20 protein-coding genes and 1 pseudogene are annotated in these 26,153 nt (G+C 66.0%); 18 read left to right on the top strand and 3 right to left on the bottom strand.

The features are described 5' to 3' along the window. Positions 1 to 68 precede the first annotated feature (68 nt). The 8 genes from LL964_RS12990 to LL964_RS12955 all read left to right on the top strand — a co-directional run bounded on the left by LL964_RS12990 (position 69) and on the right by LL964_RS12955 (position 11,948). On the top strand, positions 69 to 1,232 hold the full coding sequence (locus LL964_RS12990; protein WP_104588004.1) for an acyl-CoA dehydrogenase family protein: 1,164 nt from the start codon (positions 69 to 71) through the stop codon (positions 1,230 to 1,232). Between the two features lie 58 nt (positions 1,233 to 1,290). Next, positions 1,291 to 3,855: a DUF3857 domain-containing protein gene (locus LL964_RS12985; protein ID WP_228329453.1), complete on the top strand. Its 2,565-nt coding sequence runs from the start codon at positions 1,291 to 1,293 to the stop codon at positions 3,853 to 3,855. 123 nt (positions 3,856 to 3,978) lie between these two features. Next, positions 3,979 to 4,617, top strand: a complete 639-nt coding sequence (locus tag LL964_RS12980) for a glutathione S-transferase family protein (protein WP_167395374.1) — start codon at positions 3,979 to 3,981, stop codon at positions 4,615 to 4,617. A 157-nt stretch (positions 4,618 to 4,774) separates the two neighbouring features. Further along, the gene (gene asnB / locus LL964_RS12975; protein ID WP_104588002.1) at positions 4,775 to 6,715 is read left to right on the top strand and encodes an asparagine synthase (glutamine-hydrolyzing); all 1,941 of its coding nucleotides are present in this window, start codon (positions 4,775 to 4,777) and stop codon (positions 6,713 to 6,715) included. 70 nt (positions 6,716 to 6,785) lie between these two features. Next, positions 6,786 to 7,340, top strand: a complete 555-nt coding sequence (locus LL964_RS12970; protein ID WP_104588001.1) for an NADPH-dependent FMN reductase — start codon at positions 6,786 to 6,788, stop codon at positions 7,338 to 7,340. A gap of 221 nt (positions 7,341 to 7,561) precedes the next feature. Next, the gene (locus LL964_RS12965; protein ID WP_104588000.1) at positions 7,562 to 8,989 is read left to right on the top strand and encodes a replicative DNA helicase; all 1,428 of its coding nucleotides are present in this window, start codon (positions 7,562 to 7,564) and stop codon (positions 8,987 to 8,989) included. Positions 8,990 to 9,422: 433 nt separating this feature from the next. Next, positions 9,423 to 10,841, top strand: a complete 1,419-nt coding sequence (locus LL964_RS12960) for a cryptochrome/photolyase family protein (RefSeq protein WP_104587999.1) — start codon at positions 9,423 to 9,425, stop codon at positions 10,839 to 10,841. A gap of 378 nt (positions 10,842 to 11,219) precedes the next feature. Next, complete coding sequence (locus tag LL964_RS12955) at positions 11,220 to 11,948, top strand: YiaD family glycine zipper/OmpA-like lipoprotein (RefSeq protein ID WP_104587997.1); 729 nt, start codon at positions 11,220 to 11,222, stop codon at positions 11,946 to 11,948. Positions 11,949 to 12,130: 182 nt separating this feature from the next. On the opposite strand, the gene LL964_RS12950 is transcribed toward LL964_RS12955, so the two are convergent. Further along, positions 12,131 to 13,162, bottom strand: a complete 1,032-nt coding sequence (locus tag LL964_RS12950; RefSeq protein ID WP_104587996.1) for an XC_2801 family transcriptional regulator — start codon at positions 13,160 to 13,162, stop codon at positions 12,131 to 12,133. A gap of 127 nt (positions 13,163 to 13,289) precedes the next feature. Between LL964_RS12950 and LL964_RS20110 the strand changes: the two genes are divergently transcribed. The 6 genes from LL964_RS20110 (at position 13,290) to LL964_RS12925 (ending at position 21,006) form a co-directional block, all read left to right on the top strand. Continuing rightward, the gene (locus LL964_RS20110; RefSeq protein WP_104587995.1) at positions 13,290 to 13,517 is read left to right on the top strand and encodes a hypothetical protein; all 228 of its coding nucleotides are present in this window, start codon (positions 13,290 to 13,292) and stop codon (positions 13,515 to 13,517) included. Next, on the top strand, positions 13,514 to 14,272 hold the full coding sequence (locus LL964_RS12945) for an SDR family oxidoreductase (RefSeq protein WP_104587994.1): 759 nt from the start codon (positions 13,514 to 13,516) through the stop codon (positions 14,270 to 14,272). The genes LL964_RS20110 and LL964_RS12945 overlap by 4 nt, the downstream gene beginning before the upstream one ends. 11 nt (positions 14,273 to 14,283) lie before the next feature. Beyond that, entirely contained in the window at positions 14,284 to 15,474 is a 1,191-nt protein-coding gene (locus tag LL964_RS12940) for an efflux RND transporter periplasmic adaptor subunit (protein WP_104587993.1), read from the top strand. A gap of 179 nt (positions 15,475 to 15,653) precedes the next feature. Next, positions 15,654 to 18,824 carry an efflux RND transporter permease subunit gene (locus tag LL964_RS12935; RefSeq protein WP_104587992.1) on the top strand — a complete coding sequence of 1,057 codons (3,171 nt, stop codon included), beginning with the start codon at positions 15,654 to 15,656 and terminating at the stop codon, positions 18,822 to 18,824. Positions 18,825 to 18,856: 32 nt separating this feature from the next. Next, the gene (locus LL964_RS12930) at positions 18,857 to 19,588 is read left to right on the top strand and encodes an SDR family oxidoreductase (protein WP_104587991.1); all 732 of its coding nucleotides are present in this window, start codon (positions 18,857 to 18,859) and stop codon (positions 19,586 to 19,588) included. Then, positions 19,582 to 21,006 carry an efflux transporter outer membrane subunit gene (locus LL964_RS12925; RefSeq protein ID WP_104587990.1) on the top strand — a complete coding sequence of 475 codons (1,425 nt, stop codon included), beginning with the start codon at positions 19,582 to 19,584 and terminating at the stop codon, positions 21,004 to 21,006. The genes LL964_RS12930 and LL964_RS12925 overlap by 7 nt, the downstream gene beginning before the upstream one ends. A gap of 138 nt (positions 21,007 to 21,144) precedes the next feature. On the opposite strand, the gene LL964_RS12920 is transcribed toward LL964_RS12925, so the two are convergent. Next, a complete protein-coding gene (locus LL964_RS12920) occupies positions 21,145 to 22,119 on the bottom strand; it encodes a GGDEF domain-containing protein (protein WP_104587989.1) in 975 nt (324 codons plus the stop codon). A gap of 166 nt (positions 22,120 to 22,285) precedes the next feature. Between LL964_RS12920 and LL964_RS12915 the strand changes: the two genes are divergently transcribed. From LL964_RS12915 to LL964_RS12905, 3 genes are all read left to right on the top strand, one after another. Beyond that, the gene (locus tag LL964_RS12915; protein ID WP_230430202.1) at positions 22,286 to 22,519 is read left to right on the top strand and encodes a hypothetical protein; all 234 of its coding nucleotides are present in this window, start codon (positions 22,286 to 22,288) and stop codon (positions 22,517 to 22,519) included. Between the two features lie 392 nt (positions 22,520 to 22,911). Beyond that, a complete protein-coding gene (locus LL964_RS12910; protein WP_104587987.1) occupies positions 22,912 to 23,163 on the top strand; it encodes a hypothetical protein in 252 nt (83 codons plus the stop codon). Positions 23,164 to 23,468: 305 nt separating this feature from the next. Beyond that, entirely contained in the window at positions 23,469 to 23,639 is a 171-nt protein-coding gene (locus LL964_RS12905) for a hypothetical protein (RefSeq protein ID WP_167395373.1), read from the top strand. Positions 23,640 to 23,984: 345 nt separating this feature from the next. Here the strand turns inward: LL964_RS12905 and LL964_RS12900 are convergent. Further along, a pseudogene (locus LL964_RS12900) lies at positions 23,985 to 25,019 on the bottom strand (IS3 family transposase). Positions 25,020 to 25,224: 205 nt separating this feature from the next. On the opposite strand from LL964_RS12900, the gene LL964_RS12895 reads away from it, so the two are divergent. Further along, positions 25,225 to 25,938: a hypothetical protein gene (locus LL964_RS12895; RefSeq protein ID WP_228329450.1), complete on the top strand. Its 714-nt coding sequence runs from the start codon at positions 25,225 to 25,227 to the stop codon at positions 25,936 to 25,938. Positions 25,939 to 26,153 lie beyond the last annotated feature (215 nt).

The raw sequence follows: 26,153 nt of genomic DNA, 5'->3' as shown, positions 1-26,153 counted from the left end.
ACGGCTACGGCGCGCCACCGGGCCGGCAAGTGGCAGATAATCGGCGCCTTCTGATGCGAGGAGCGGAGATGCCGGTGCGTTGCGATGACATGTTCGATGTTCGCGCGCTGCTGAGCGAGGACGAGCGGGCCGTGCAGGACGCGGTGGCGCGCTTTACCGATGCCCGTGTGCTGCCGGCGATCGGTGCCGCCTTCGACGCGGGGCGCTTCCCGCGCGAATGGGTGCCGGAGCTGGCAGCGCTTGGCTTGCTGGGTGCCAGCCTGCCGGCAGAGGTCGGCGGTGCGGGATTGGGCGCGGTGTCCTACGGGCTGATCTGCCAGGAACTGGAACGTGGCGACAGCGGCCTGCGCAGTTTCGTCAGCGTGCAGTCCTCGCTGTGCATGTATCCCATCCACGCCTATGGCAGCGACGAGCAGCGTCGGCGCTGGTTGCCGGAGATGGCGGCGGGTCGGGTGATCGGCTGTTTCGGCCTGAGCGAGGCGCAGGGCGGCTCGGACCCGGCGGCGATGAGCACGCGCGCGGTGCGCGAGGGCGACGGCTGGCGCTTGAATGGCGCAAAGATGTGGATCACCAACGGCAGCATCGCCGCGTTGGCCATCATCTGGGCGCACACCGACGACGGTGTGCGCGGGTTTCTGGTCCCCACCGACAGCCCCGGATTCAGCGCGCAGGACATCGTGCACAAGATGAGTCTGCGCGCATCGGTCACCTCGGCACTGTTCCTGGACAATGTGTTCGTGCCCGAGCAGATGCGCCTGCCGGACGCGGCCGGGCTGAAGGCGCCCTTGGGGTGCCTCAGTCAGGCGCGTTACGGCATTGCCTGGGGGGCGATCGGTGCGGCGGTGGCCTGCCTGCGCGAAGCGCTGGCCCACGCGGGCGAGCGCATCCTGTTCGGCCGGCCACTGGCGGCCACGCAAAGCGCGCAGATCCGGCTGGCCGACATGGCGCGGCGGATTTCGACCGCGCAGTTGCTGGCGCTGCAGCTCGGCCGCCTGAAGGACGCAGGCGCAGTGCGGCCGGAACAGATCTCGCTGGCGAAATGGAATAATTGCCGCATGGCGCTGGACGTGGCGCGCGACTGCCGCGACCTGCTCGGCGCGGCCGGCATCACCACCGACCATGTGGCGATCCGCCACGCGCTGAACCTGGAATCGGTGATCACCTACGAGGGCACCGAGACCGTGCATCAGCTGGTGGTGGGCCGTGCGTTGACGGGACTCAACGCGTTTTGACAAGGAGCGGGCGTTGATCGGCAGGGAGGTGGAGCGACGCCTGGGTGGCGTGATGTGGATGTTGTGCGTGGCTGTGGTGGCGACGATCGCGCCCGCGCAGGCCAGCGATGCGCCGCGCATGGCGCCGGCACCGGGTTGGGTGGTGTCCGATGCGGTGCCCGCCGCGGTGCCTGGCGCGGGTGGGTTGCGCTACGAGTTGGTGTCCGATCAGGTCGATCTGACCGGCCGCGCGGTGCGCGCGTATCGACGACTGAGCTACACCGTGCGGCAGGCCAGGAGCCTGGACGAGGCCGGGCAGATCTCCATCGATTACCACCCGCTTTACCAGCGCCTGGAGCTCAACAGCCTGGACGTGTGGCGCGAGGGCAGGCGCATCGATATGCGCGATCGCGCACATTACGCCCGCTTGCGCCGCGAGAGCGGGCTGGAGAATGGCTTGCTCGATGGCGCCTCGACACTGTCGATTACCGTGCCCGATCTGCGGGTCGGCGATCGGGTCGATTATGCGACCACCGTCACCGGCTCCAATCCGGTGTTCGGCAAGGGCTACTACGATGTATTCGACGCGCGCTACGGCGTGCCCCTGGGCGAACGCCGCGTGCGCCTGCGTTACCCGGCCGGCATGGCGCTGCAGTGGCGGATCAGTGCGCCGGGATTCAGTCGCAAGCTCGACACCGCCGGTGCGGTGGCGACACTGGACATTGCGGCCAGCAACGTGGCGGCCGCGCGGCCGGAAAAACACGCGCCCGACGACATCGATCCGTACGGGATGATCGAGATCTCCACCGCCGGCAGCTGGGCGGCGGTGGCGGACTGGGCGACACGCTTGTATCCGGACCGGTTCCAGAACGCGCAGGTGGCTGCCGACATGGCGCAGAGCCTGCAACTGCGCCGCGAGGACCCACAAGGCGCGCTGCTGCGCGCGGTGGCCTTCGTCCAGGGCGAGATCCGCTACCTCGGCCTGGACATGGGCGAGAACTCGCACGCGCCGCATGCCCCGGAAGCGACCCTGCGCAACCGCTATGGCGACTGCAAGGACAAGGCGACCTTGCTGGTCGCCCTGCTGCAACTGGCCGGTATCCGCGCCGAGCCGGTGCTGGTCAGCAGCGACAAGGGTGGGGTGCTGGACAAGCGCCTGCCCAGCCCGTACGCGTTCGATCATGTCGTGGTGCGCGCGCATCTGCCGCAAGGCGCCGTCTGGGTGGATGCCACCCGCGACCGCGAGGACGGCCCGCTGGCACAGCGCCGGCCGCTGCCGTTCGTGCGTGGACTGCCGGTGTTGGCCGGACAGGCGACCTTGGTCGAGGTACCGGCACCGATGCCGGCATTGCCGCAGGTCGAGGTGCACGAAGACGTCGTGATGTCGTTGCGCAAACCGCAGCGTGTGGCGACCTTTACCGTCGATACCACGTATCGGCAGGGCCGCGGCGAGCGCGTGGCCGCCAGCTTCGAGAACGAGGGCGCACAGGCGGTCGGCGAGCAGTACCTGGACTTCATGCAGCAGTACTACACCGCGCTCACCCAGGTCGAGCCGCCGACCATCGACGCGGCCGACGCGTTGAACGTGCGCACGCACGAGACCTACCGGCTGCAATGGCCGGACAAGGAGGGCGACGAAGTGGGCTTCCCCTTGTTTCAGCTTGCCGACTGGATGGATGCCCTGCCCAAGGGCGCGCGCAAGGCGCCGCTGGCGCTGGGCGGACCGCAGCTGGCGCGTCAGACCATCGATGTGCAGGTCGATCCGCCGGTGCGGTTGAAAGCGCAGACCCAGGTCGTCTCCAATCCCTGGTTCCGCTTCTCGCGCACGATCACGATGCACCAGGGGCGTCTGCGCATCGTCGGTCAATGGCAGCGCTTCACCGACCGGATTCCCGCCGATGGGGTGGCGCGCGCCGCAGCCGACATGGAACGCGCACGCGACCTGCTGTACTTCAATCACGATTTCGAACCGCAGCGGCGCATGCAAGCGGCCGACTGGCGTGCGCTGGAGTATCCGCTGGTGGGGCTGCTGGCGCTGATCGTGCTGGTGCTGGCATGCCTGGCCTGGTGGCGCGGCGGGGGCTTGGGCGGGATGCTGTTCGATCCGCACGCGGTTGCGCAGCGCCTGCAGATGCAGGCCGGCGCGCGCCGGAGCGCGTGGTGCGTGTTCGGCCTGATCCTGATGCTCTCGAGCTGGATGTGGGTGTCGCCGCGGCCGCTGTGGGTGCACGCCATCGCCGTGGCGATCATGCTGGCCAGTGCGCTGGTGGGCTGCGTGCTGTTGCAGCGGATGCTGCGCTGGATGGGCGGCGTGGCGCAGCTCGATGCGTTGCTGCCGGCGCTGCTGGGCAGCGCGTTGCCATGGCTGGTCTGCCTGCTGGCGGCGCTGGCCGCGCTCGGTGGCGATCGCGTCCTGCTCGGGACCGGTGTCCACGATCCAGCCGGGCTGGCGCAGGTGGCCATGGCGGTGCTGCTGATGCTGCTCGGCGGGCTGTGGTGGTCGACCGCTGCGGTCCAGGCGGTTGCCGGTGCCACCGGCTGCACCCGCGCGCGCGCCTTCGGTGCGCTGGCATTGACCGTGTCGGTGCTGGGCATGCTGGTCGCCGTGCTGGGTGTGCCGGTGGCGCTGGTGGTGATGCGCTGAGCCACGCGGCCGGCGGTGCACGCACCGCGGCGAGGCCTTGCCGCAGAATCGGTGCAGGGCTTTGCAAACACCCCCGGGGCTGTGACACTGCCAGCCCCCCATCGCTGCCGTGGAGCCAGCTTGATGTCGACCGTGCGTCCCCCGTTGACCGTCCATGGCATGTCCAGTTCCGGCAACTGCTACAAGGTACGTCTGCTGCTGGAACAACTGGGTAGCCGCTACCACTGGGTGGAAGTCGACAGCGTGGCCGGTCAGACCCGTACGCCCGGATACCTGGCCAAGAATCCCAACGGTAAGGTGCCGATGGTCGAGCGCGACGATGGCCGCGTGCTGACCGAATCCAATGCCATCCTGTTCTGGTTGGCCGAAGGCACGCCGTACCTGCCGACCGATGCGTGGCAGCGTGCGCAGGCGCTGAGCTGGATGTTCTTCGAGCAGTACAGCCACGAGCCGTACGTGGCGGTGGCGCGTTTCATCAGCCTGTGGACGCCGCGCGATGCGGCGCGCCGCGGCGAACTGCCGCAGCTGCGCGTGCGCGGTGAGCAGGCGCTGGCGGTGATGGACCAGCATCTGCAACAGCACGCCTGGTTCACCGGCAGCGATTACGGTATCGCCGACATCGCGCTGTTCGCCTATACCCATTGCGCCGAAGATGGCGGCTTCGACCTGCAGCGCTGGCCGGCGATCGGCGGCTGGCTGCAGCGCGTGCAGCAGCTGCCCGGATTCGTAGCGATGCCGGCGCCTACGGTGGTTGCGGCATGAGCCGTGCAGCCGCAGTCGCCAGGGACTGGACGATGGCCGCGTCGATGATGTCGGGTGGTCCTCGCGCGCCGATGGATGCCAGGCATTCGGGTCGACAGCCAGGCGCGCGCCTGGCTGCGGTCGCCGGCCTCCCCGCCGGCACGCAGGGGCGCTGACGATGTGCGGACTGGCAGGACTGTTGCTGGCGTCGCCGCGCCTGCATGGCGAACACCTCGAGGCCCTGGTGCGGCCGATGGGGGCGGCATTGCGCCACCGCGGCCCGGACGACGCAGGCACCTGGTGCGACGCGCAGGCCGGCGTGGCGCTGGCGCATCAGCGTCTGAGCATCCTGGACCTGTCGCCGTTGGGGCACCAGCCGATGCGCTCGGCCGATGGCCGCTACGTGTTGGCCTATAACGGCGAGATCTACAACTTCGCGCAATTGCGCGGTGCCCTGTCCGCGCTGGGGCATCGCTTTCGTGGCCATTCCGATACCGAGGTGCTGCTGGCGGCCGTGGTGGAGTGGGGGCTGGACGACACCCTGGCCCGTTGCAACGGCATGTTCGCCATCGCGCTGTGGGACGAGCGCGACAACTGCCTGTTCCTGGCGCGCGATCGCGTGGGCAAGAAGCCGCTGTACTACGGCTGGGCCGGCGACACCCTGGTGTTCGGCTCCGAGCTCAAGGCGCTGTGGCAGCATCCGGATTTCGACAACGGCGTCGACCGCAACGCACTGACGCTGTTGCTGCGGCTGGGCTACATCCCGGCACCGGCCTGCATCCACGAGCGTACCTTCAAGCTGATGCCGGGCCGGGTGCTGCGGATGGATGCGCAGACCGTGGCCGCCGGGGCAGCCGCACATCGCCCCGATCAGGCGCAGCAACCATTCTGGAATGCCCGCGAAGCGATGCAGCGCGCCTTGGCGGCGCCGTTCGCCGGCGCCGAGGCGCAGGCCGAAGAGCAGCTGGACGGCGTGCTGCGCGATGCGGTAGCGCTGCGCATGGTGGCCGACGTGCCGGTGGGCGTGTTCCTGTCCGGCGGCACCGATTCGTCCATCGTCACCGCGATGATGCAGGCGCAGAGCGCGCAGCCGGTGCATACCTTCAGCATCGGCTTCGAGGGCTCGCATCACGACGAGGCGCCGCTGGCGCGCGAGGTGGCCACCCATCTGCAGACCGACCACACCGAGCTCTACGTCAGCGGCGCCGATGCGCTGGCGGTGGTGCCCGGCTTGCCGGACATGTTCGACGAGCCCTTCGCCGATGCCTCGCAGGTGCCCACCGCGCTGGTGGCGCGGCTGGCGCGCGGTGGGGTGACGGTGGCGCTGTCCGGCGATGGCGGAGACGAATTGTTCTTCGGCTATGGCCGCTACCAGCGCGCGTTGCGCAACTGGCGCATGCACGGGCTGGTGCCGGGTCCGCTGCGCCGGCTGATGGCGGTGGCCGCGCGCAATGCCGGCGAGTCCTCGCGCACCGGCGGCCTGGCCGCGTTGGTGGCCGAGGCCGGCGCGCGCGGCATCGGCGACATCTACCGCAACCGCATTTCGCGCTGGCGCGATCCAGCCGCCGTGGTCCTGGGCGCGAGCGAGCCGGACAGCTTCTACAGCCTGGCCGATCCGTTGCACGGGTCGGGCACGCCGGCCGACGCGATGATGCTGGCCGACTTCGCTGCCTACCTGCCCGACGATCTGCTATGCAAGGTGGACCGGACCACCATGGCGGTGGGCCTGGAAGCGCGTGCGCCGCTGCTGGACTGGCGCGTGGCCGAGTTCGCCTGGTCGCTGCCGTTGTCGCTCAAGTACCGCGACGGCGTCAGCAAGTACCTGCTCAAGCGCGTGCTGCGGCGCTATCTGCCCGATGCGATGGTCTACCGCGGCAAGCGGGGCTTCGGTGCGCCGGTCAGCGCCTGGCTGCGTGGGGATCTGAACGGCTGGGCGGACGATCTACTGGCACACGGCACGCTCGCACGCGAGGGAGTCTTCGCTGCCGATACCGTGGCCGGGCTATGGCGCGACTTCAACGGGGGCGAGCGCAAGTGGCATACGCATCTGTGGACGGTGCTGATGTTCCAGGCCTGGCAGGCGCACTGGCGCGCGCAGCGCGCGGCGATCGGTCGCTGAGCGAGCCGCTTCACTGCTCGTGTGCGCATTGCCGACTAGAGTCCGGCACTGGTCCCCAATGGAGCGTTCAATGAGCAAGATCACCGTCGCGGTGCTGGTCGGCAGCCTGCGCAAAGAGTCGTACAACCGTCAGCTCGCACGCGCGCTGGAACATCTGGCCGGCGACAAGGCGGTGTTCGAGTACGTGGAGATCGGCGATATCCCGCTCTACAACCAGGACCGCGACGGCGACTTTCCGGCCGAAGGCACGCGTCTGAAGCAGCAGATCCGCGCTGCCGATGCGGTGCTGTTCGTGACGCCCGAATACAACCGCTCGATCCCCGGGGTGCTCAAGAACGCGCTGGACACCGGCTCGCGCCCCTACGGCGACAGCGCGTTCTCCGGCAAGCCGGCGGCGGTGGTCGGCATCTCGGTCGGCGCGATCGGCACCGCCACCGCGCAGCAGCATCTGCGCAACGTGCTGGCCTATCTGAACATGCATGTGCTCGGCCAGCCGGAGGTGTTCCTGCAGTACAAGGATGGCCTGTTCGGGCCGGACCACAGCATCGCCAATCCGGATAGCCGCAAGTTTCTGCAGGGCTTCATCGACGCCTTCCTGGGCCTGGTCGGGCATCTGCAGCGCTGAGTTGATCACAGCACGCGCCGGTCCGCTGGCGCGGCCGCAGCAGACGCGGCGGTGCGTGCGGACCCAGGCGGGGCAAGGATCGCAGCCGATGCGACAGGGGCGGCTTACAACGCCGATGCACCGGCTGTCCACCAGTTATCCACAGAGTTGTGCATGGTCGTCGGCTGCGCCGATGACTATGCTTCCTGCCCTCGTGTCTCCCGCGTCAGGTCTGTTTGTCCATGTCCGCTCGTCCTGGTTTCCGTTCCAAGCGCGTTCGCGATCGCGACGACGATTACGATCGTCCCGAGCCGCGGCTCGATCAGCTGCGGGTACCGCCGCACTCGGTCGAGGCCGAGCAGGCGGTGCTGGGCGGGCTGATGCTGGCACCGGAGGCGTTCGACCGGGTCAACGATCAACTCACCGAAAACGACTTCTACCGGCGCGACCACCGGTTGATCTACCGTGCCATCCGCGAGCTGGCGGAGAAGGATCGCCCGTTCGATGCAGTGACCCTGGGCGAGTGGTTCGAATCGCAGGGCAAGCTGGAGCAGGTGGGCGATGGCGCCTATCTGATCGAGCTGGCCAGTACCACGCCGTCGGCAGCCAACATCACTGCCTATGCGGAAATCGTACGCGACAAGGCGGTGCTGCGGCAGCTGATCGAGGTGGGCACCACCATCGTCAACGATGGTTTCCAGCCCGAAGGCCGCGAGAGCGTGGAGCTGCTTTCGGCCGCGGAAAAAGCCGTGTTCCAGATCGCCGAGGCGGGCGCGCGCGGGCGCACCGACTTCGTGGCCATGCCCGGTGCGTTGAAGGACGCCTTCGAAGAACTGCGCAATCGCTTCGAGAACGGCGGCAACATCACCGGCCTGCCCACCGGCTACAACGATTTCGATGCGATGACCGCCGGCCTGCAGCCGACCGACCTGATCATCCTGGCCGCCCGCCCGGCCATGGGCAAGACCACCTTCGCGCTCAACATCGCCGAGTACGCCGCGATCAAGTCCAAGAAGGGCGTGGCGGTGTTCTCGATGGAAATGTCGGCATCGCAGCTGGCGATGCGCCTGATCTCTTCCAATGGCCGCATCAACGCGCAGCGCCTGCGTACCGGTGCGCTGGAAGACGAGGACTGGGCGCGCGTGACCGGCGCGATCAAGATGCTGAAGGAAACCAAGATCTTCATCGACGACACCCCAGGCGTGTCGCCGGAAGTGCTGCGTTCCAAGTGCCGCCGACTCAAGCGCGAACACGATCTGGGCCTGATCGTCATCGACTACCTGCAGCTGATGTCGGTGCCGGGCAACAGCGAAAACCGTGCCACCGAAATTTCGGAAATTTCGCGCTCGTTGAAGGGCCTGGCCAAGGAACTCAATGTGCCGGTGATCGCCTTGTCGCAGCTCAACCGCTCGCTGGAAACCCGCACCGACAAGCGCCCGGTGATGGCCGACCTGCGCGAATCCGGCGCGATCGAGCAGGACGCGGACATGATCGTGTTTATCTACCGCGACGACTACTACAACAAGGAAAACTCGCCGGACAAGGGCCTGGCCGAGATCATCATCGGCAAGCACCGCGGCGGCCCGACCGGCTCGTGCAAACTCAAGTTCTTCGGCGAATACACCCGTTTCGACAATCTGGCGCACGATTCGGTGGGCAGTTTCGAGTAGGCGGCAGGTCATGGCGTCGATCACATGACGATTGCGCTCGCCGCTACGCGGGGGAGGGGCGTCGGCTTTGCGAGGGTACGGTGCGGATGTTTCGGGTATAGAGCGTGCGATCTGCGGTTTGGCTGCGTGGTCCTTGCCCGTCCACCATCGCAGGACACGCTGCAAGTACGTCGATGTAAGCTCTTTGGCGGCGTCCATGCCGCCAAAGGTCCCGCGACGGTGAGCGGGCAAGGACCAGTCAAGTTGGTCGGTGCGTAGAACTTTCAAAAATCACCAGCCAACTGTCTGGAGCGGTGAGGGCACCGCGCACTCGACCGAGGCCGAGGGTTTGCTGCAGGGTCCTGGCCGCAGCGGAAACGCCCGCCGCCGCATCGCGCCATCGTTGCATCTGCTGGCTTATGCTGCGCAGCCTTGCCGCCGCTGCCGAGTCCGCATGTCATACGCCATCGTCTGGTTCCGCCGCGATCTGCGCCTGGAAGACAATCCGGCCCTGCGTGCCGCACTTGATGCCGGGCACCATCCGATCCCGCTCTATATCGATGCCCCGCACGAAGAAGGCGAGTGGACGCCGGGCGCGGCGTCGCGCAGTTGGCGGCATCGCTCGCTGGCGTCGCTGGACGTGTCCCTGCGCGCGCTGGGCAGCGGCCTGGTGATCCGCGCCGGCAACAGTGCGCAGGTGCTCGATGAGGTGATCCAGCAGACCGGCGCGGTGGCGGTGTACTGGAATCGCAAGTACGAGCCGGCCACCCAGCCGCGCGATGCGCAGATCAAACGCGACCTGCGCGAGCGTGGCATCGAAGTGCAAAGTTGCAACGCCGCGCTGCTGCTCGAACCCTGGCAATTGACCACCCAGCAGGGCGGCCCGTACAAGGTGTTCACCCCGTTCTGGCGCAATGCGCTGACCCAGCTGCAGTTGCCCGACGCAGTGCCGGCGCCGCGTAGCCTGCCGCCGCTGCCCGCCAGACTGAAGAGCGACGCGCTGGAAACCTTGGGGCTGGTGCCGACGCTGAGCTGGGATCAGGGGTTCTGGGAGCACTGGCAGCCCGGCGAGGCGGGGGCGCACGAGATGCTGGAAATCTTCATCGACGGCGCGCTTGCCGGCTATCAGGCCGATCGTGACCGGCCCGACCGTGTCGGCACCTCGCAACTGTCGCCGCACCTGCACTTCGGCGAGATCGCGCCATGGCGCATCGCCAGTGCATTGAACGCGCAGCGCAATGCGCGCAATGGCGCGCAGGTCGATGCCTACATCCGCCAATTGGGCTGGCGCGACTTCGCCTACCACCTGCTGCATCACTTCCCGGACACCACCAACCAGAATCTCAATCCCCGCTTCGAAGGGTTCGACTGGGCCAAGGTCGATCCGGTCGCGCTACAGGCCTGGCAACGCGGCCGCACCGGCATACCCATCGTCGATGCCGGCATGCGCCAGCTCTGGCAGACCGGCTGGATGCACAATCGCGTGCGCATGATCGTGGCCAGTCTGCTGTGCAAGCATCTGCGCATGCACTGGATCGAAGGCGCGCGCTGGTTCTGGGACACGCTGGTGGATGCGGACCTGGCCAACAACACGCTCGGTTGGCAATGGGTGGCCGGTACCGGTGCCGATGCTGCGCCCTACTTTCGCGTGTTCAATCCGGTGACGCAGGCGGAAAAATTCGATCCGCAGGCTGCCTATATCACGCGCTGGGTGCCCGAGCTGGGCAAACTCGCGGTGAAGGAGCGTTTCGCGCCCTGGCAGCATCCGGCGTCGCTGGTGCGTCTGGCGCCGCAGTATCCACGTTCGCCGATCATCGGGCTGGCCGAAGGACGCGACGCTGCTCTTGCGGCGTACGCGAAGACGCGGGGTTAGGACGTTGCCGTGGTGGAAGCACGCTGTCGCCCGGTAGAGCGCGATCGCTGGGAGCCTGTGCACCGCCACCGGATGTCGCTTCGTCGATGCAGTTGATGGAGAGCGACGGATTGCGCTGCGGCAATTGCATTCGCTGCGAACCCGCGCCTGACCACCCGCCCCAGTCGCCGGATGGCATGCGCGATCGCGCGCGTCCACGACCCTGGGGCTGCGGCGATCGATATCGCGCGTCCTCAAGAGCGCTGCGAAAACGTTTTCCTGAATGGAGAGCCAGCTGCGCGCGTCCCACCCGCGTTTTCATCATGTAGCAGTCGCGCGGCGCTGTTTATCCTCGCCGACACGATTGAGTGCCGGACGATCCGGCGATAGGAGACCACCATGTCCTCAGCAGCCACCAAGAGTCTTGCCGTTGCCCTGGCAAGCGCGATCGCATTGTCGGCCTGCGCCACCGGCGGTTCGTACGTGCAGCGCGATCAGTACGGCGATCAGACGCAACAGCAGAATCGCACCGGCCGCAATGCGCTGATCGGCACTGCCATCGGTGTGGCTGCGGGCCTGCTCACCGGCGACAGCGCCACCGAGCGTCGCCAGCACGCGATGATCGGCGCCGGTATCGGCGCGCTGAGTGGTGCGGCGGTGGGCCAGTACCAGGATCGCCAGGAGCGCGCGCTGCGCGAGCGCACCGCCAACACCGGTATCGACGTGCAACGCCAGGGCGACAACATCACCTTGAACCTGCCCGATGGCATCACCTTCGACTTTGGCAAGTCTGCGTTGAAGCCGCAGTTCTACAGTGCGCTCAACGGGGTTGCCTCGACGCTGCGCGAGTACAACCAGACCATGGTGGAAGTGGTGGGCCACACCGATAGCGTGGGCAGCGACGCAGTCAACCAGCGTCTGTCGGAAGAACGTGCCGGCGCGGTGGCGCAGTACCTCACCGCGCAGGGCGTGCAGCGCGAGCGCATGGAAACCATGGGCGCCGGCAAGCGCTACCCGATCGCCGACAACAGCACCGACGCCGGTCGTGCGCAGAACCGCCGTGTCGAAATCCGCTTGATTCCGTTGCGTGCCGAAGGCGCTGCTGCCAGCAATACCGGTATGCGTTGAGCGGCGGTCATCCTGCGTGGCACGGCGAGTGATTCGCCAGCGCCCCAGCACCATGAAAACAGGCCGCGACAGCGGCCTGTTTTCATGGTGTCGACCCACGGTTCGCAAAGTGCTGCTTGCTGGATCCAGTTTCCTTCTCCCAGTGGGAGAAGGATCTCCTCAGTGCGTCATCTCAGTCAGACTTACGCAGTCACGTGTTCCAGAATGCGCTTGCCTTCCGCACGCTCGGCTTCCAGTTCGACTTCCACCTCCGCCTCGCTGTGGGCCTTCTGCGCCGCAAGCCGCGCTGGGCATTGCGCCATCATGTAATCGGCGTCGAAGTTCATGCGCGTGACCAGAAAGTCCACGAAGGCGCGGACCTTGGGCGACACCAGCTTGCCGCCTGCGAACACCGCATTGAAGTCCACTTCCGGCCCCGTCCAGCCGGCGAGTACGCGGCGCACCAGGCCCGATTGCACGAACGGTTTGGCCATCACGTCGCCGGTCAGCAGCAGGCCTTCGCCGCAGAGCACCGCTCCATTGAGCGCTGCCGGATCGTTGGCCACCATCAGCGGATTGACCGGGAAATCGCGCAGGTTGCTGCCATCGCTGAGCGACCAGAAGAAGCGATTGTTGTGCACGTTGCGGTTCTTGCGCAGCGCCAGGGTGCGGTGGAACTGCAGTTCGTCCGGATGCAGCGGCTCGCCATAGCGTTCGATATAGGACGGGCTGGCGAACACCTGCGTGCGCAGGCTGCCGAGTTTGCGCGCGACCAGGTTCGAATCGGGCAGGGCACCGACGCGTAGTGCCAGGTCGGCTTCGCCGCCGATCAGGTCCAGCTTCTCGTTGCCCAGGTGCATGTCCAGCTGGATCTCCGGATATTGCGCATGGAATTCGCCCAGCAGCGGCGCGATCCAGGTGATACCCAGCGAATACGGCACGGTGAAACGCAGCCAGCCGCGTGGGCCGGACTGCAGCTGTCCGACCGCGCTTTCGGCTTCTTCCAGCTCCCGGGCGATACGTTGGCAGTGTTCGTGATACACCGATCCCGCCTCGGTCAGCCCGATGCGCCGGGTGGTCCGGTGCAACAGGCGCGCGCCCAGGCGCGTTTCCAGTTCCTGCACCTTGCGGCTGACGGTGGTCTTGGGCAGGCCGAGCGCGTTGGCGGCGGCGATGAAGCTGCCCTGTTCGACCACCTTGACGAAGATCAGGGTGTCGTTGAGATCGTGAGTCATGGACTGCCTTCCGGGGGTAGGAGGGATTAGACCGCTTGCGGGACGATTATTCCCCTAAATCCGGACTAATCAAGTGCTGCTTTGAGGCCTAGCTTATGCAGCACCCCCTCCACGCAGGAGCACGGCCATGTGGTTGTGCGATGTCCTCGGTTTGTCCTCCCAGTCCCGCAGCGCGATCGAAAGCGCCTTCGATCCGGTGGTTTTGCCGGCCAAAGGCCCGCGTTCGGCTGTGTCGCGCAGTTTTGCCTCGTCCCCGAAACGACAGTCCGGCGGCGCGCCGTTTCAGCGAACTGGACTGGCTGCACGTCGGATCCAACGTCACATTGTCCCGATGTCGGGAACGAAAGTCCCATGAATGGGATGGTTCAATTCGAAACGGCCGTGATCGGTGGCGCCGGCAATGTGGGCGCTGGCATCGTTTCCGCGCTGCTCGATGCAGGCATGCCGGTGCTGGCGATCGGACGCGATAAGGCCAAACTGGCGGGGTTGCGCGCCCGGCATGGCGACTCGCCTCTGCTGGATACCGTGCAGGGGTCTGTCGCCGACGATGCGTCCGCGCAGCATCTGGCCACCGAACTGGCCCAGCGCACACGCCCGCTGGGCGCGGTCATCGCCAGCCTCGGCAGTCCGCCCAAGGCAGGGCGCCTGCTGGACCGGCCCGCCAGCGCGCTGCGTCGCCGCCTGGAACGCGATGTGGTGCCGCACCTGGCCGCTGCGCGCCACCTGCTACCGCTGCTGGCCGAAGCCGATGGCGGCGGACGCTATCTGTTGCTCGGCAGCCCCTGTGCACTGCGCGCCTGGTCGGCCCATGGCGATCTCTCGGTGGCGGCCGCCGCGACCCGCATGCTTGCCCAGGTGCTGCACGAGGAAGCCAAGCCGCTGGGCATCCGCGTGCATCTGCTGTCGGTCGAGCAACCGGTTTGCACGCCGGGCCGGGCCAGGGAGGCGTGTCCGGAATGGATTCGCGCCGTGGATGTCGGCCGTGCTGCTGTTTCCCTGATCGCCGGGCCAGGCCAGCCTGCGCAACCCATCGTGACCGTCAGCCGTCGTCCGCATGTCGCCCCCTCGGCGGACCGGCTGGCTGGTCTGCATCACCCTATTTCCACTTGAGAGACGTCCCCATGACTCCGAACGCCACCCCGTTCCGTTTTCCCATGCGCACCGCCCTGACGGCTGCTGTCTTCGCGGTGGTGCTTGCCGCCTGCGGAGGCGGTGCCGCGCAGACCGGCGCGCCGCCCCCGCCGAGCGTCAGCGTCGCCCCGGTGCTGATGAAGGAGATCAGCCAGTGGGACGAATTCAGTGGCCGCATCGAGCCAGTGGAAAGCGTGGAACTGCGCCCGCGGGTGTCCGGCTACATCGACAAGGTGAACTACACCGAGGGCGCGGAAGTGAAGAAGGGCGATGTGCTCTTCAGCATCGACGACCGTAGCTATCGCGCCGAGTTCGCGCGTGCCAATGCCGCCCTGGTACGTGCACGGACGCAGGCCGCCCTGGCCCGCAGCGAAGCCACGCGCGCGCGCAAACTGTCCGAACAGCAGGCCCTGTCCACCGAGACCTGGGAGCAGCGCCGCGCCGCCGCCGACCAGGCCGATGCCGACCTGCTGGCCGCGCAGGCGGCCGTGGACACCGCCAAACTCAATCTGGACTGGAGCCGCGTGCGGGCGCCCATCGACGGCCGCGCCGGGCGGGCGATGGTCACCGCCGGCAATCTGGTCACCGCCGGCGACAGCGCCAGCGTGCTGACCACCCTGGTGTCGCTGGACAAGGTGTTCGTCTATTTCGATGCCGACGAAGGCACATTCCTGCGGTATTCGCAGATGGCCCGCAACGGCGAGCGCCCGGACGAACGCGGCGGGCAGCTGCCGGTACGCATCGGTCTGGTGGGCGAACAAGGCTTCCCGCACACCGGTCGCGTGGATTTCCTGGACAACCAGGTGACCCGCAGCACCGGCACCATCCGCGTGCGTGCGGTGCTGGACAATGCGCAGCGTCAGTTCACCCCCGGTCTCTACGCGCATGTCCAGCTGTTGGGCAGCGGCCAGTTCAAGGCCATGCTGGTCGACGAAAAGGCCGTGCTGACCGACCAGGACCGCAAGTACGTCTACGTGGTCGACAAGGACGGCAAGGCGCAGCGGCGCGATGTGGAGCTCGGGCGTAGCGCCGATGGGCTGCGGATCGTGCGCACCGGCCTGGCATCCGGCGACCGCGTGGTGGTCGACGGCGTGCAGAAGATCTTCATGCCCGGCATGCCGGTCGATGCCAAGGCGGTGGCCATGGCACCGGCGGCGGACAAGCGCACCGCTTCCAACTAGATATCGCCCGCGCATGCGGCACGCAGTCACGCCCTACCGGGCGACTGCGCACCACCTGCAACGGTTGCACTGTGTCATCGCTGCATCGCAGCCCGTGATCGCCGGCCTTCTCATCAGGCCGGCCAGTGGCCGCCGTGCCGCGCCGCCTCCCGGCGGCAACCTCCTTCAGGACCATCTCCATGGACTTCTCCCGTTTCTTCATCGACCGGCCGATCTTTGCCGCGGTACTGTCGATCATCATCTTCGCGGCCGGCCTGATCGCCATGCCGCTGCTGCCGATCAGTGAATATCCCGAAGTGGTACCGCCGAGCGTGCAGGTGCGCGCGGTGTATCCCGGCGCCAATCCCAAGGTCATCGCCGAGACCGTTGCCACGCCGCTCGAGGAAGCCATCAACGGCGTGGAAAACATGATGTACATGAAATCGGTGGCCGGTTCCGACGGCGTGCTGCTGGTCACCGTCACCTTCAAGCCGGGCACCGACCCGGACCAGGCCCAGGTGCAGGTGCAGAATCGCGTCAGCCAGGCGCAGGCGCGCCTGCCCGAGGACGTGCGCCGGCAAGGTGTGACCACCCAGAAGCAGTCGCCGACGCTGACCATGGTGGTGAATCTGTCCTCGCCCGAGGGCAAGTACAACTCGCTGTACATGAGCAACTACGCCACCTTGAAGATCAAGGACGAGTTGTCGCGCCTGCCGGGCGTTGGCCAGATCCAGATCTTCGGCGCGGGCGACTACGCCATGCGCATCTGGCTGGATCCCAACAAGGTGGCCGCGCGCGGGCTCACTGCCAGCGATGTGGTGGCCGCGATCCGTGAGCAGAACGTGCAGGTCTCCGCCGGCCAGCTCGGTGCCGAGCCGATGCCGAGCAAGAGCGACTTCCTGCTCTCGATCAACGCGCAGGGTCGCCTGACCACCGAAGAAGAGTTCGGCAACATCGTGATCCGCAGCGGCAACAGCGGCGAGATCGTGCGCTTGAGCGATGTGGCGCGGCTGGAGCTGGGCGCCGGTAACTACACCTTGCGCTCGCAACTGGACAACCAGAACGCGGTCGGCATGGGCGTGTTCCAGTCGCCCGGCGCCAACGCGATCGAATTGTCCGACGCAGTGCGCGCCAAGATGGCCGAACTGGAAAAGCAGTTCCCGCAGGGCATGGTGTGGTCGTCGGCCTACGACCCCACCGTGTTCGTGCGCGACTCGATCAGCGCGGTGGTGAGCACGCTGCTGGAAGCGGTGCTGCTGGTGGTGCTGGTGGTCATCCTGTTCCTGCAGACCTGGCGTGCGTCGATCATTCCGCTGCTGGCGGTGCCGGTGTCGGTGGTGGGCACGTTCGCTGCGTTGTACGTGCTGGGCTTTTCGATCAATACCTTGAGCCTGTTCGGCCTGGTGCTGGCGATCGGCATCGTGGTCGACGACGCGATCGTGGTGGTGGAAAACGTCGAACGCAACATCGAGGAGGGACTGAACCCGCTGGAAGCGGCGCATCAGGCCATGCGCGAGGTGTCCGGGCCAATCATCGCCATTGCGCTGGTGCTGTGCGCGGTGTTCGTGCCGATGGCCTTCCTGTCTGGCGTGACTGGCCAGTTCTACAAGCAGTTCGCGGTGACCATCGCCATTTCCACGGTGATCTCGGCGATCAACTCGCTGACCCTGTCGCCCGCGCTGGCGGCGATGCTGCTCAAGTCGCACGACGCGCCCAAGGACGGTCCGTCGCGTCTGATCGATCGCCTGTTCGGCTGGGTGTTCCGTCCGTTCAACCGCTTCTTCACCAGCAGCTCGCACAAGTACCAGGGCGCGGTTTCGCGCACGCTGAGCAAGCGCGGCGCGGTGTTCGTGGTGTATGTGCTGCTGCTGGTGGTCACCGGTTTCATGTTCAAGGCGGTACCGGGCGGCTTCATCCCGACCCAGGACAAGTTGTACCTGATCGCCGGGACCAAGCTGCCGGAAGGCGCCTCGCTGGAGCGCACCAACGAGGTGATCCGTCAGATCACCCAGATCGCGCTGCAGACCGAGGGCGTGGACCATGCGATCGCCTTCCCGGGACTGAATCCGCTGCAGTTCACCAACACGCCCAATACCGGCACGGTGTTCCTGACCCTCAAGCCCTTCAGTGAGCGCAGCCGTACCGCCGAGCAGATCAACGCGGAGATCAACGCCCGCATCAGTCAGATCCAGCAGGGCTTCGCGTTCGCCTTCATGCCGCCGCCGATCCTGGGATTGGGCCAGGGCTCGGGCTATTCGCTGTACATCCAGGACCGTGCCGGTCTGGGCTACGGCCAACTGCAGGGTGCGGTCAATGCGATGTCGGGCGCGATCTCGCAGACGCCGGGCATGCAGTTCCCGATCGGGACCTATCAGGCCAACGTGCCGCAGCTCGATGCCAAGGTCGATCGCGACAAGGCCAAGGCGCAGGGCGTGCCGTTGACCAACCTGTTCGATACCCTTCAGACCTATCTCGGTTCGTCGTACGTCAACGACTTCAACCGGTTCGGGCGTACCTACCAGGTGATCGCCCAGGCCGATGGACCGTTCCGCGACAGCGTCGAAGACATCGCCAACCTGCGTACCCGCAACGCCAACGGCGAGATGGTGCCGATCGGCAGCATGGTCACGCTGGGCCAGACCTACGGCCCGGATCCGGTGATCCGCTACAACGGCTATCCGGCCGCCGACCTGATCGGCGAGGCCGACCCGCGCGTGCTGTCTTCCACCGAGGCGATGCAGAAGCTCTCCGCGATGGCGCCGCAGGTGCTGCCCAATGGCATGAACATCGAATGGACCGACCTGAGCTATCAGCAGTCCACCCAGGGCAACTCGGCGCTGATCGTGTTCCCGATGGCGGTACTGCTGGCGTTCCTGGTGCTGGCCGCGTTGTATGAAAGCTGGACCTTGCCGCTGGCGGTGATCCTGATCGTGCCGATGACGCTGCTGTCCGCCCTGTTCGGCGTGTGGCTGACCGGTGGCGACAACAACGTGTTCGTGCAGGTGGGCCTGGTGGTGCTGATGGGCCTGGCGTGCAAGAACGCCATCCTGATCGTCGAATTCGCCCGCGAGCTGGAAATGCACGGCAAGGGCGTGGTGGAGGCCGCGCTGGAGGCCTGCCGTCTGCGCCTGCGTCCCATCGTGATGACGTCCATCGCCTTCATCGCCGGCACCGTGCCGCTGTTGTTCGGCCACGGCGCCGGGGCCGAAGTGCGCTCGGTCACCGGCATCACGGTGTTCGCCGGCATGCTGGGCGTGACCTTGTTCGGCCTGTTCCTGACTCCCGTGTTCTACGTGGCGCTGCGCAAGTGGGTGACCCGTCGCGGGCCCGCTGCACCGGCCGCCGTTCCGCATGACGCCGTCAAGGCGTAACCCCCACATCCCTGTTTTGAAGGACTGACATCATGAGCAACACCAAGATCGCGCTGGTCACCGGCGCCACCCGCGGCATCGGCCTGGAGACCGTTCGGCAACTGGCCCAGGCCGGCGTCCACACGCTGCTGGCCGGGCGCAAGCGCGACGATGCCGTGGCCGCCGCGCTCAAGCTGCAGGCCGAAGGGCTGCCGGTGGAAGCCATCCAGCTCGACGTCAACGACGACATCAGCATCGCCGCGGCGGTCGGCACGGTGGAGCAACGCCATGGCCACCTGGACATTCTGATCAACAACGCCGGCATCGTGGCCGAAGACATCCAGCGCAAGCCGTCCGAGCAGAGCCTGGACAGCTGGAAGCGCACCTTCGATACCAACCTGTTCGCGGTGGTGGGCGTGACCAAGGCCTTCCTGCCGCTGCTGCGTCGCTCGTTGGCCGGGCGTGTGGTCAACGTGTCCAGCATCGTCGGCTCGTTGACTCTGCACAGCCAGCCCGGCTCGCCGATCTACGATTTCAAGGTACCTGCCTACAACGCGTCCAAGAGCGCATTGAACAGTTGGACCGTGCATCTGGCCTATGAGCTGCGCGAGACCTCGATCAAGGTCAACACGGTGCATCCGGGCTACGTCAAGACCGATATGAACGGCGGTGGGGGTGAGATCGAGGTCGAAGAGGGCGCACGCAGCAGTGTGCAGATGGCATTGATCGATGCGCACGGTCCCACCGGCAGTTTCACGCATCTGGGAGAGACCCTGCCATGGTAAGAACCCTGCTTGGCGCGGCATTGGCCGCGCTGATCCTCGGTGGCTGCGCCGTGGGGCCGGACTACCGGCCCGACCCGCCCGCGTCGGTGACGCTGCAAGGCGCACAGGATGCGGCCTTCAGTCCGCAGTCGCCGGTAGGCAACTGGTGGTCGCAGTTCGACGATCCGGTGCTGGAACAACTGGTGCGCGATGCGCTGTTCGCCAACCACGACCTGCGCATTGCGGTCTCGCGGGTCAAGCAGGCGCGCGCGGTCTTCGTCGAGCGTCGCCTGGATCAGGCACCGCACATCACTGCGCAGGGCAGTTTCGATCGCCGTGAGCAGCAGCAGGTGATCGCCGGCAACCAGCGCTTCCTCACCGAACAGACCAGCCTGGGTCTGGATGCGGCCTGGGAGCTGGACCTGTTCGGCCGTCAGCGGCGGGCGTCGGAGGCCGCGCGTGCCGACCTGGATGCCGAGCAGGCCAACCTGCAGGACGTGCAGGTCACCGTCGCTGCGGAAGTGGCACGCAACTATTTCGAGCTGCGCGGTACGCAGAAGCAGCTCGATGTCTCCAGACGCACCCTGACCAATCTGCGCGACACCCAGCGATTGACCCAGACCCGCCGCGACCTGGGTGCAGGCAGCGAACTGGATGTGCAGAGCAGCCTGGCGCGCCTGAAGGCGATCGAGGCGGATATTCCGCTGCTGGAAACCGCCGAGGCGCAGTACCGTCACCGCCTGGCGGTATTGCTCGCACAGCAGCCGGGTGCTCTGGACGCCACCCTGGTCGCACGCAGCATGCCGGCGTTCGCGCGCCCCCTGCCGCTGGGCGACACCGCCGGCCTGTTGCGTCAACGTCCGGACGTGCGCAGCGCCGAACGACGTCTGGCCGCCGCCACCGCGCAGGTCGGCGTGGCGACCGCCGATCTGTTCCCGCGCATCAGCATCAGCGGCTTCGTCGGCTTTCTGTCCGGCGATGCGGCCAGGCTGACCGAAGGCAATGCGAAGGCCTGGTCGATCACCCCGTCGATCAGCTGGGCGGCGTTCGATTTCGGCACCGTGCGGGCGCGGCTGCGCGCCAGCAAGGCCCAGGCCGAAGGTGCGCTGGCGCAGTATCAGCAGGCCGTGCTGCTGGCGCTGGAAGACACCGAGAACGCCTTGATCGGCTACGGCCGCCAGCAGGCACGCCTGGCCATCGTGGTGGAGCAGGCCAATGCGGCGCGGCGTGCCGAGCAGCTGGCGCAGATCCGCTACCGCGAAGGCTCCGAAGACTTTCTCACCCTGCTGGACGCCCAGCGCACCCAACTGGCCGCCGACGATGCCCTGGCGCAAGCCGAGGCAGCTGTGAACGTCGGCGTGGTGGGGGTCTACAAGGCGCTGGGAGGATGGAAGCAGGGCGAGGCCCCGGCAACGCCGGTTGCGGTGACGACGCGTTGAGGCGTGGGCGGGGCGGCCGGCAGGTCGCCCCGTCGATCCGGGGCGAGGCAAGCGCCAGGCCGGGGATCGGGCTGTTGCGTCGGTGTACCCGCAGCAGGCTGGACGCACTGCCGGCACCAAGCGCGGTCGCCGCCGCGCTCAGTCGGCAATACGCACGCTGTCGCGGCCACTGTTCTTGGCCAGATACAGCGCTGCGTCCGCACGCGAGAACCAGTCCTGCCAGTGCGTTTCGCCGTTATGACGCGCCGCTCCCAGCGACACCGTGATGCGTCCACCTGGACCGCGCAAGCCGTTGCGGATCACCTTGCGCAAGCGCTCGGTGGCAGCTTCCAGTTCCGCCAGCGACCCGGCGCGCAGCAGCACCACGAACTCCTCGCCCCCGAAGCGGAACACCTGATGCGGTTCGCGGACCTCGAACCGCAGGATGGTGGCCAGATCCGACAGCGCCGCATCGCCTGCGGCGTGGCCGTACAGATCGTTGACCTCCTTGAAATGGTCCAGATCCAGGATGATCAGGCTATTGAGCCGCTCCTGCGGCTGGCGCTGCGCGATCTGATGGGTGAGTGCGCGTTCGAGCATGCGCCGATTGGGCAGGCCGGTCAGCGCATCCAGCGAGGCCAGCTCTTCCAGGTGCACGCGGTCGTCCTGCATGCGCAGCGAGAACGCATAGCCCACTGCCAGCGTCACCAGGGTCACCACCACGGTGGACACGCCCTGACCGGGGCTCACGATCAGGCCGGGCAGGAACAGCAGGGCCGCCAGCAAGGGCAGGCTCAGCAACACCGCGCGCTGCGGCCCGCACAGGAAGTAATTGGTCGCCAGCACCGGAAACAGCCAGGGCAGGGCGCCATCGCCTCCGGTCCAGCACGCCACCAGGCAGCCGCCGACATTGATCGACGCCAGCCACACGCCACCGGCGCCGGTACGTTCGGCGGCACGCATCTGCCAACCGCGCCAGATCGCCAGGGCGCCCAACGCTGTGGTGATCAGGCACGCCGCCACCTGGCCGGAGATGGCCAGGTACACAGCATAGAGACAGAGCAACAGCGCAGTGATTGGCCCGAGCATCTTGACGATGCCGAGGCGAAAATCCCGCCGCAGGTGGAGGATCACATGGAAGGTTCTGTAGGAGTCGGCATCATTATCGGCCGGGCTCGGCAGAAGTTGAGGGGGCGAATGGCGCGACCGCAGGTCGGAAAATGAAGCGTTGCCTGGCAGGGTTTCGCACCTCCTTGACGGCGTTCCCGCAACCGTATCGCCTTTGCCGTCGGAGCCTGCCATGTCCACCCGCGAAGAACTCGACCGGCGCCTGGACGCGCTGCAGGACGCCTTGCCGCAGCTGGCGGCCGACGAGGATGCAGACTTCGACTACCTGGACTTCCATGCCCGCGCCGAGGCGCTGCTGCGCAGCGCGGGGCCGGACGATGCCAGCTATGCGCGTGACCGCATCGACACCATGCTGGCTGGCGCAGGCCTGATTCCGACCGGCGCAGAGCGGCGTCCCGGTCGCTGAGGCGCCGCCGCGTAGGCGGGATCGGCGCATGGAGCGCAGCCCCGAACGACGCGGCTGTGTTGCAGCCGCAGCCGAAGGTTCCGTTCGCCAGGGCGCTTCCAGGATGCAGTGCGGACCTTCGTGACGATCCCGATGGAAGTGATTCGGGATTCGGGATTGGGGATTCACAACGGCAACGTGTCGTTGGTGGAGCGTGGGAGGCGCTTTCTTGCGATGGTGGAATTGTTGGCGAGGTCGCGCTGCTGTTGGCGTGAGAGGGGTATCTGCCACCATGCCGGTCCCGGGTCCCCTCTGTCAGCGATACAGCGCCGGTCAGCTGGCAGACGGTGCAACGCTCGCCGCTGCGCCCGTGCGACGGTATGCTGGTGGTACTTCCCAGAGCCGAACGCCCCTTGGTCATTTTTCTCGGTAGCTACCAGCTGACCTGTCAGGCGGCCCAATGCGACGATGGCGCCAACGACGCCTGGAGCGCGGGCTGGCGCATCGACCAGATCGGTCTCGGCAAGCCTGGCGAATTGGCGGGCGCCAGACTGTCGCCCATCTTCCCCGATCATCGCAGCGCCATGGCAGCGGCCCGCATCGCGGGCATGGTCACCCTGGAAGCCATGCACGCCGAAGCGCAGCGACAACTCGAGTACGCCTGAGCGCGCCTTCCGCCCCGGAGGCCGCGCTCGAACGCCGTGCGACCGGCCCCGGTCGCGGACTTGCGCGCGCACGCAATTCACCGTGCGGCTGCAATCAAACAGAGTAGAACAGAGTAGACGCGACGATTGGCAGTGCGGGCGTCAGCGGTGGCGTTTCGCCTGTCGCGTGAGTACGCGCCTCTTTGCTGCGCTGGGTATCTTCTACACTTGTCGCCGTACGCATCCTGCGACTTCGTCATTGGTGCTGGCACGCGCTTTGCTTCGATTTCACCAGGGCGCGGGGGAGCGTCGGCGGAGCCTTAGCAATGAATGAGCCCAACAAGAGCGCCCTGGTCCTGCTGCGGCGGGAAGCTACCGAATTGCTGGCGCTGTTCGACCAGCTCCGCGGCGACGTGCTGCTGCCCTTGCCGCTCGCCGAGCAGGCCCATGACCGGAACACGGGCGTCGCCGATCCGACCGCCCGCGTCACCAATTGACCCGTTGTGCCCGTACGTGCGCTGCCTGCCGCACGAGTGGCAGTACATCGTCGGGTTGCTCATGAAAAAGGCCGGAAACCCTCCACATCGAGGATTCCCGGCCTTGGTCGGTCGTCTTAGGACAGTGGTGTGGTTGTGGTGGAGGTGGGCGGAGCCTGAAGACGCCCTCAGACAACCCATTGACCTTAAAGAAATTTAGGCCTGATGGATGTGCCCGCTTTGATACCTCAAATGATACCTCAGGTCTTAGCGAGACGTTGGTGCGCTTAGTCCTGCTAAGACTGGCCTGCTAATAGGCATGATGTATGGGTAATCCCCCACTTTTAGCGGTCGCCAGAAGTGGAGCTAAGCGGCCATCGCCAACTTCATGGCAGGCGTGATGCCGCCGAGCGCCATATTCGGACGCTCGTGGTTGTACGTCCATAGCCAGCGGGTGGCTTTGTCCTGCGCCTGGTCGATGGTGTCGAACAGGGTTCGGGCGAGCCAGGCGTAGCGGATGGTGCGGTTGTAGCGTTCAACGTAGGCGTTCTGCTGTGGCTTGCCCGGCTGGATGTGCTCGACCCGGATGCCATGCCGCTGCGCCCAGGACAGCAACGCGCCACTCGATGATCTGCTCCAGCGATCGGATCACCCGGGCTGACGGCAGCGACAGATCCACCTCGATTCCCAGCCCCTCGCGGTTGAAGTCGTCGAGCACATTGAACAGCCGGAAGCTGCGGCCGTCGGCCAACTGGTCGTGCATGAAGTCCATCGACCAGACCTGGTTGATGGCCTCCGGCACTGCCAGAGGCTCGGGCCGCTCACGCACCAGCCGCTTCTTCGGCTTGATCTGCAGGTTCAACTCCAGCTCGCGGTAGATCCGGTAGACCCGCTTGTGATTCCAGCCAAAGCCCTTCACGTTGCGCAGGTACAGGTAGCACAGGCCAAAGCCCCAGTCGCGATGGGCGGTCGTCAGGCGGACCAGCCAGTCAGCGATCCGGGCGTTCTCCTCGCTGGCCTTGGCCTGGTAGCGGAAGCAGGTCTCGCTCACCGCGAAGCTCTGGCAGGCGTGGCGGATGTTCGTGCGCCCGCTCGTGACTGCGGATTGGGCCATCTCGCGTCGCTGAGATGGCCTCACCATTTTTTTGCGAGCGCTTCCTTCAGCAGGTCGGTACTGAGCTGCGCCTCGGCGTACATCTTCTTGAGCCGGCGGTTTTCCTCCTCCAGCTCCTTCATGCGCGCGACCATGGACACGTCCATGCCGCCGAACTTGCTGCGCCACTTGTAGAACGTGGCCGAGCTGATGCCGTGCTGCCGGCAAAGGTCAGGAACAGGTGTCCCGGTCTCGGCCTACTTGAGTACGGCGATGATCTGGCTGTCGGTAAAGCGGGACTTCTTCATGGGATCTCCTCGGGATCAGATTACGAGAAAATTCCACTTCTGGAGTCTGCTAATGGGCGGGGGGATTACCGGGGGAAGTCCTGAGTTCCGGAAGTTTAGACAACTCAATTGGCGTAAAATGGAAAGTCACATCTGCTGATGCAGCGTGCTCAACATGGTGGACGAACTTTCAGCAGAATCAGTGCAGTCTATAATGGATAGAACTATGAAAGCTAAAATGATCTTGTCCATGGCGCTGCTTTCCGGTGCGCTCGCTGCGTGTGGAAAAGCCGACAAGCCAGCGGAAGATACCAATACAGCATCTTCGCAGGCTGAAACTTCTGCGACGGAAAACGCTGAGCACAGCTCAGCTGCGAATCGAGCGGAGCAAAAGGCAAAGTTAGCAACGCCTAGCGGCGTGCAAGATGCTAAGCAGTATTTGTGTCAAGGTGTCGGGAGTGCCTGCAAGGCAAGTGGCCCACTGGTAGCTAACTCGGATGCCGAGGCAAAGTGGCTTTTGTCTAACGGCTATCCGACCGAGGCCGAACTTACGCGACTGGAAAAACTATCGCTGGATCAGTTGAAGGCCGAGTCGCAGGCAGGTAATAAGGCCGCAACTGTCATCTATGGAAAGAAGACAGCGACGAGTGGTCACTTCCAGGAGGGGCTTGGCATTTTGAGAAATGCGGCGTCTGCTGGAAATTTATATTCGTATTATGGGCTGTCGGATATTTATGCCAGCGACACAAGGGACAAAAATCTGATCGATAGCGCTGCATATCTACGCCTAGCCTATCTATTGGGAGACGGCAAAGCGTCTGCCGACATTGCATTGAGGGGGTTGAGTAGTGTTGAAAGTGTTGCTGCCGATGAGCGTGCAGCTTCGCTTTACAAGACATTCTCTAAATATCAGCGTCCGTCTCCGAGGCCTGTTGAGTAAAATAATTTAGCGGGTAAACGAAAATGAGGAGGTTTCACCTCCTCATTTTTTTATTGAGTTAAGTTGCGGCGCAACTCACGTGTGATACGCCCAGGGTTTCCTAGGGATGGTCTGATCAACGCGGCCGGAGAACGAAGTAAGCCACATCCACCGCGCTAAGAGCGCTCAAATCCCCGATTTTTTGCCGTTTTCGGCGCGTTTGCGGGGTATTGCCT

Origin of the sequence: Xanthomonas melonis (genome assembly GCF_020783655.1) — a bacterium.
Classification (GTDB): Bacteria; Pseudomonadota; Gammaproteobacteria; order Xanthomonadales; family Xanthomonadaceae; genus Xanthomonas; species Xanthomonas melonis.
The sequence above is the reverse complement of the archived record's forward strand: the minus strand, read 5'-3'. Positions and strand labels throughout refer to the sequence as shown.

What these genes read in the sequence shown, in the direction of transcription:
- LL964_RS12990 (WP_104588004.1), top strand. Translation starts at nt 69, where the DNA reads ATGCCGGTGCGTTGCGATGACATGTTCGATGTTCGCGCGCTGCTGAGC.
- LL964_RS12985 (WP_228329453.1), top strand. Translation starts at nt 1,291, where the DNA reads ATGTTGTGCGTGGCTGTGGTGGCGACGATCGCGCCCGCGCAGGCCAGC.
- LL964_RS12980 (WP_167395374.1), top strand. Translation starts at nt 3,979, where the DNA reads ATGTCGACCGTGCGTCCCCCGTTGACCGTCCATGGCATGTCCAGTTCC.
- asnB (WP_104588002.1), top strand. Translation starts at nt 4,775, where the DNA reads ATGTGCGGACTGGCAGGACTGTTGCTGGCGTCGCCGCGCCTGCATGGC.
- LL964_RS12970 (WP_104588001.1), top strand. Translation starts at nt 6,786, where the DNA reads ATGAGCAAGATCACCGTCGCGGTGCTGGTCGGCAGCCTGCGCAAAGAG.
- LL964_RS12965 (WP_104588000.1), top strand. Translation starts at nt 7,562, where the DNA reads ATGTCCGCTCGTCCTGGTTTCCGTTCCAAGCGCGTTCGCGATCGCGAC.
- LL964_RS12960 (WP_104587999.1), top strand. Translation starts at nt 9,423, where the DNA reads ATGTCATACGCCATCGTCTGGTTCCGCCGCGATCTGCGCCTGGAAGAC.
- LL964_RS12955 (WP_104587997.1), top strand. Translation starts at nt 11,220, where the DNA reads ATGTCCTCAGCAGCCACCAAGAGTCTTGCCGTTGCCCTGGCAAGCGCG.
- LL964_RS12950 (WP_104587996.1), bottom strand. Translation starts at nt 13,162, where the DNA reads ATGACTCACGATCTCAACGACACCCTGATCTTCGTCAAGGTGGTCGAA.
- LL964_RS20110 (WP_104587995.1), top strand. Translation starts at nt 13,290, where the DNA reads ATGTGGTTGTGCGATGTCCTCGGTTTGTCCTCCCAGTCCCGCAGCGCG.
- LL964_RS12945 (WP_104587994.1), top strand. Translation starts at nt 13,514, where the DNA reads ATGAATGGGATGGTTCAATTCGAAACGGCCGTGATCGGTGGCGCCGGC.
- LL964_RS12940 (WP_104587993.1), top strand. Translation starts at nt 14,284, where the DNA reads ATGACTCCGAACGCCACCCCGTTCCGTTTTCCCATGCGCACCGCCCTG.
- LL964_RS12935 (WP_104587992.1), top strand. Translation starts at nt 15,654, where the DNA reads ATGGACTTCTCCCGTTTCTTCATCGACCGGCCGATCTTTGCCGCGGTA.
- LL964_RS12930 (WP_104587991.1), top strand. Translation starts at nt 18,857, where the DNA reads ATGAGCAACACCAAGATCGCGCTGGTCACCGGCGCCACCCGCGGCATC.
- LL964_RS12925 (WP_104587990.1), top strand. Translation starts at nt 19,582, where the DNA reads ATGGTAAGAACCCTGCTTGGCGCGGCATTGGCCGCGCTGATCCTCGGT.
- LL964_RS12915 (WP_230430202.1), top strand. Translation starts at nt 22,286, where the DNA reads ATGTCCACCCGCGAAGAACTCGACCGGCGCCTGGACGCGCTGCAGGAC.
- LL964_RS12905 (WP_167395373.1), top strand. Translation starts at nt 23,469, where the DNA reads ATGAATGAGCCCAACAAGAGCGCCCTGGTCCTGCTGCGGCGGGAAGCT.
- LL964_RS12895 (WP_228329450.1), top strand. Translation starts at nt 25,225, where the DNA reads ATGAAAGCTAAAATGATCTTGTCCATGGCGCTGCTTTCCGGTGCGCTC.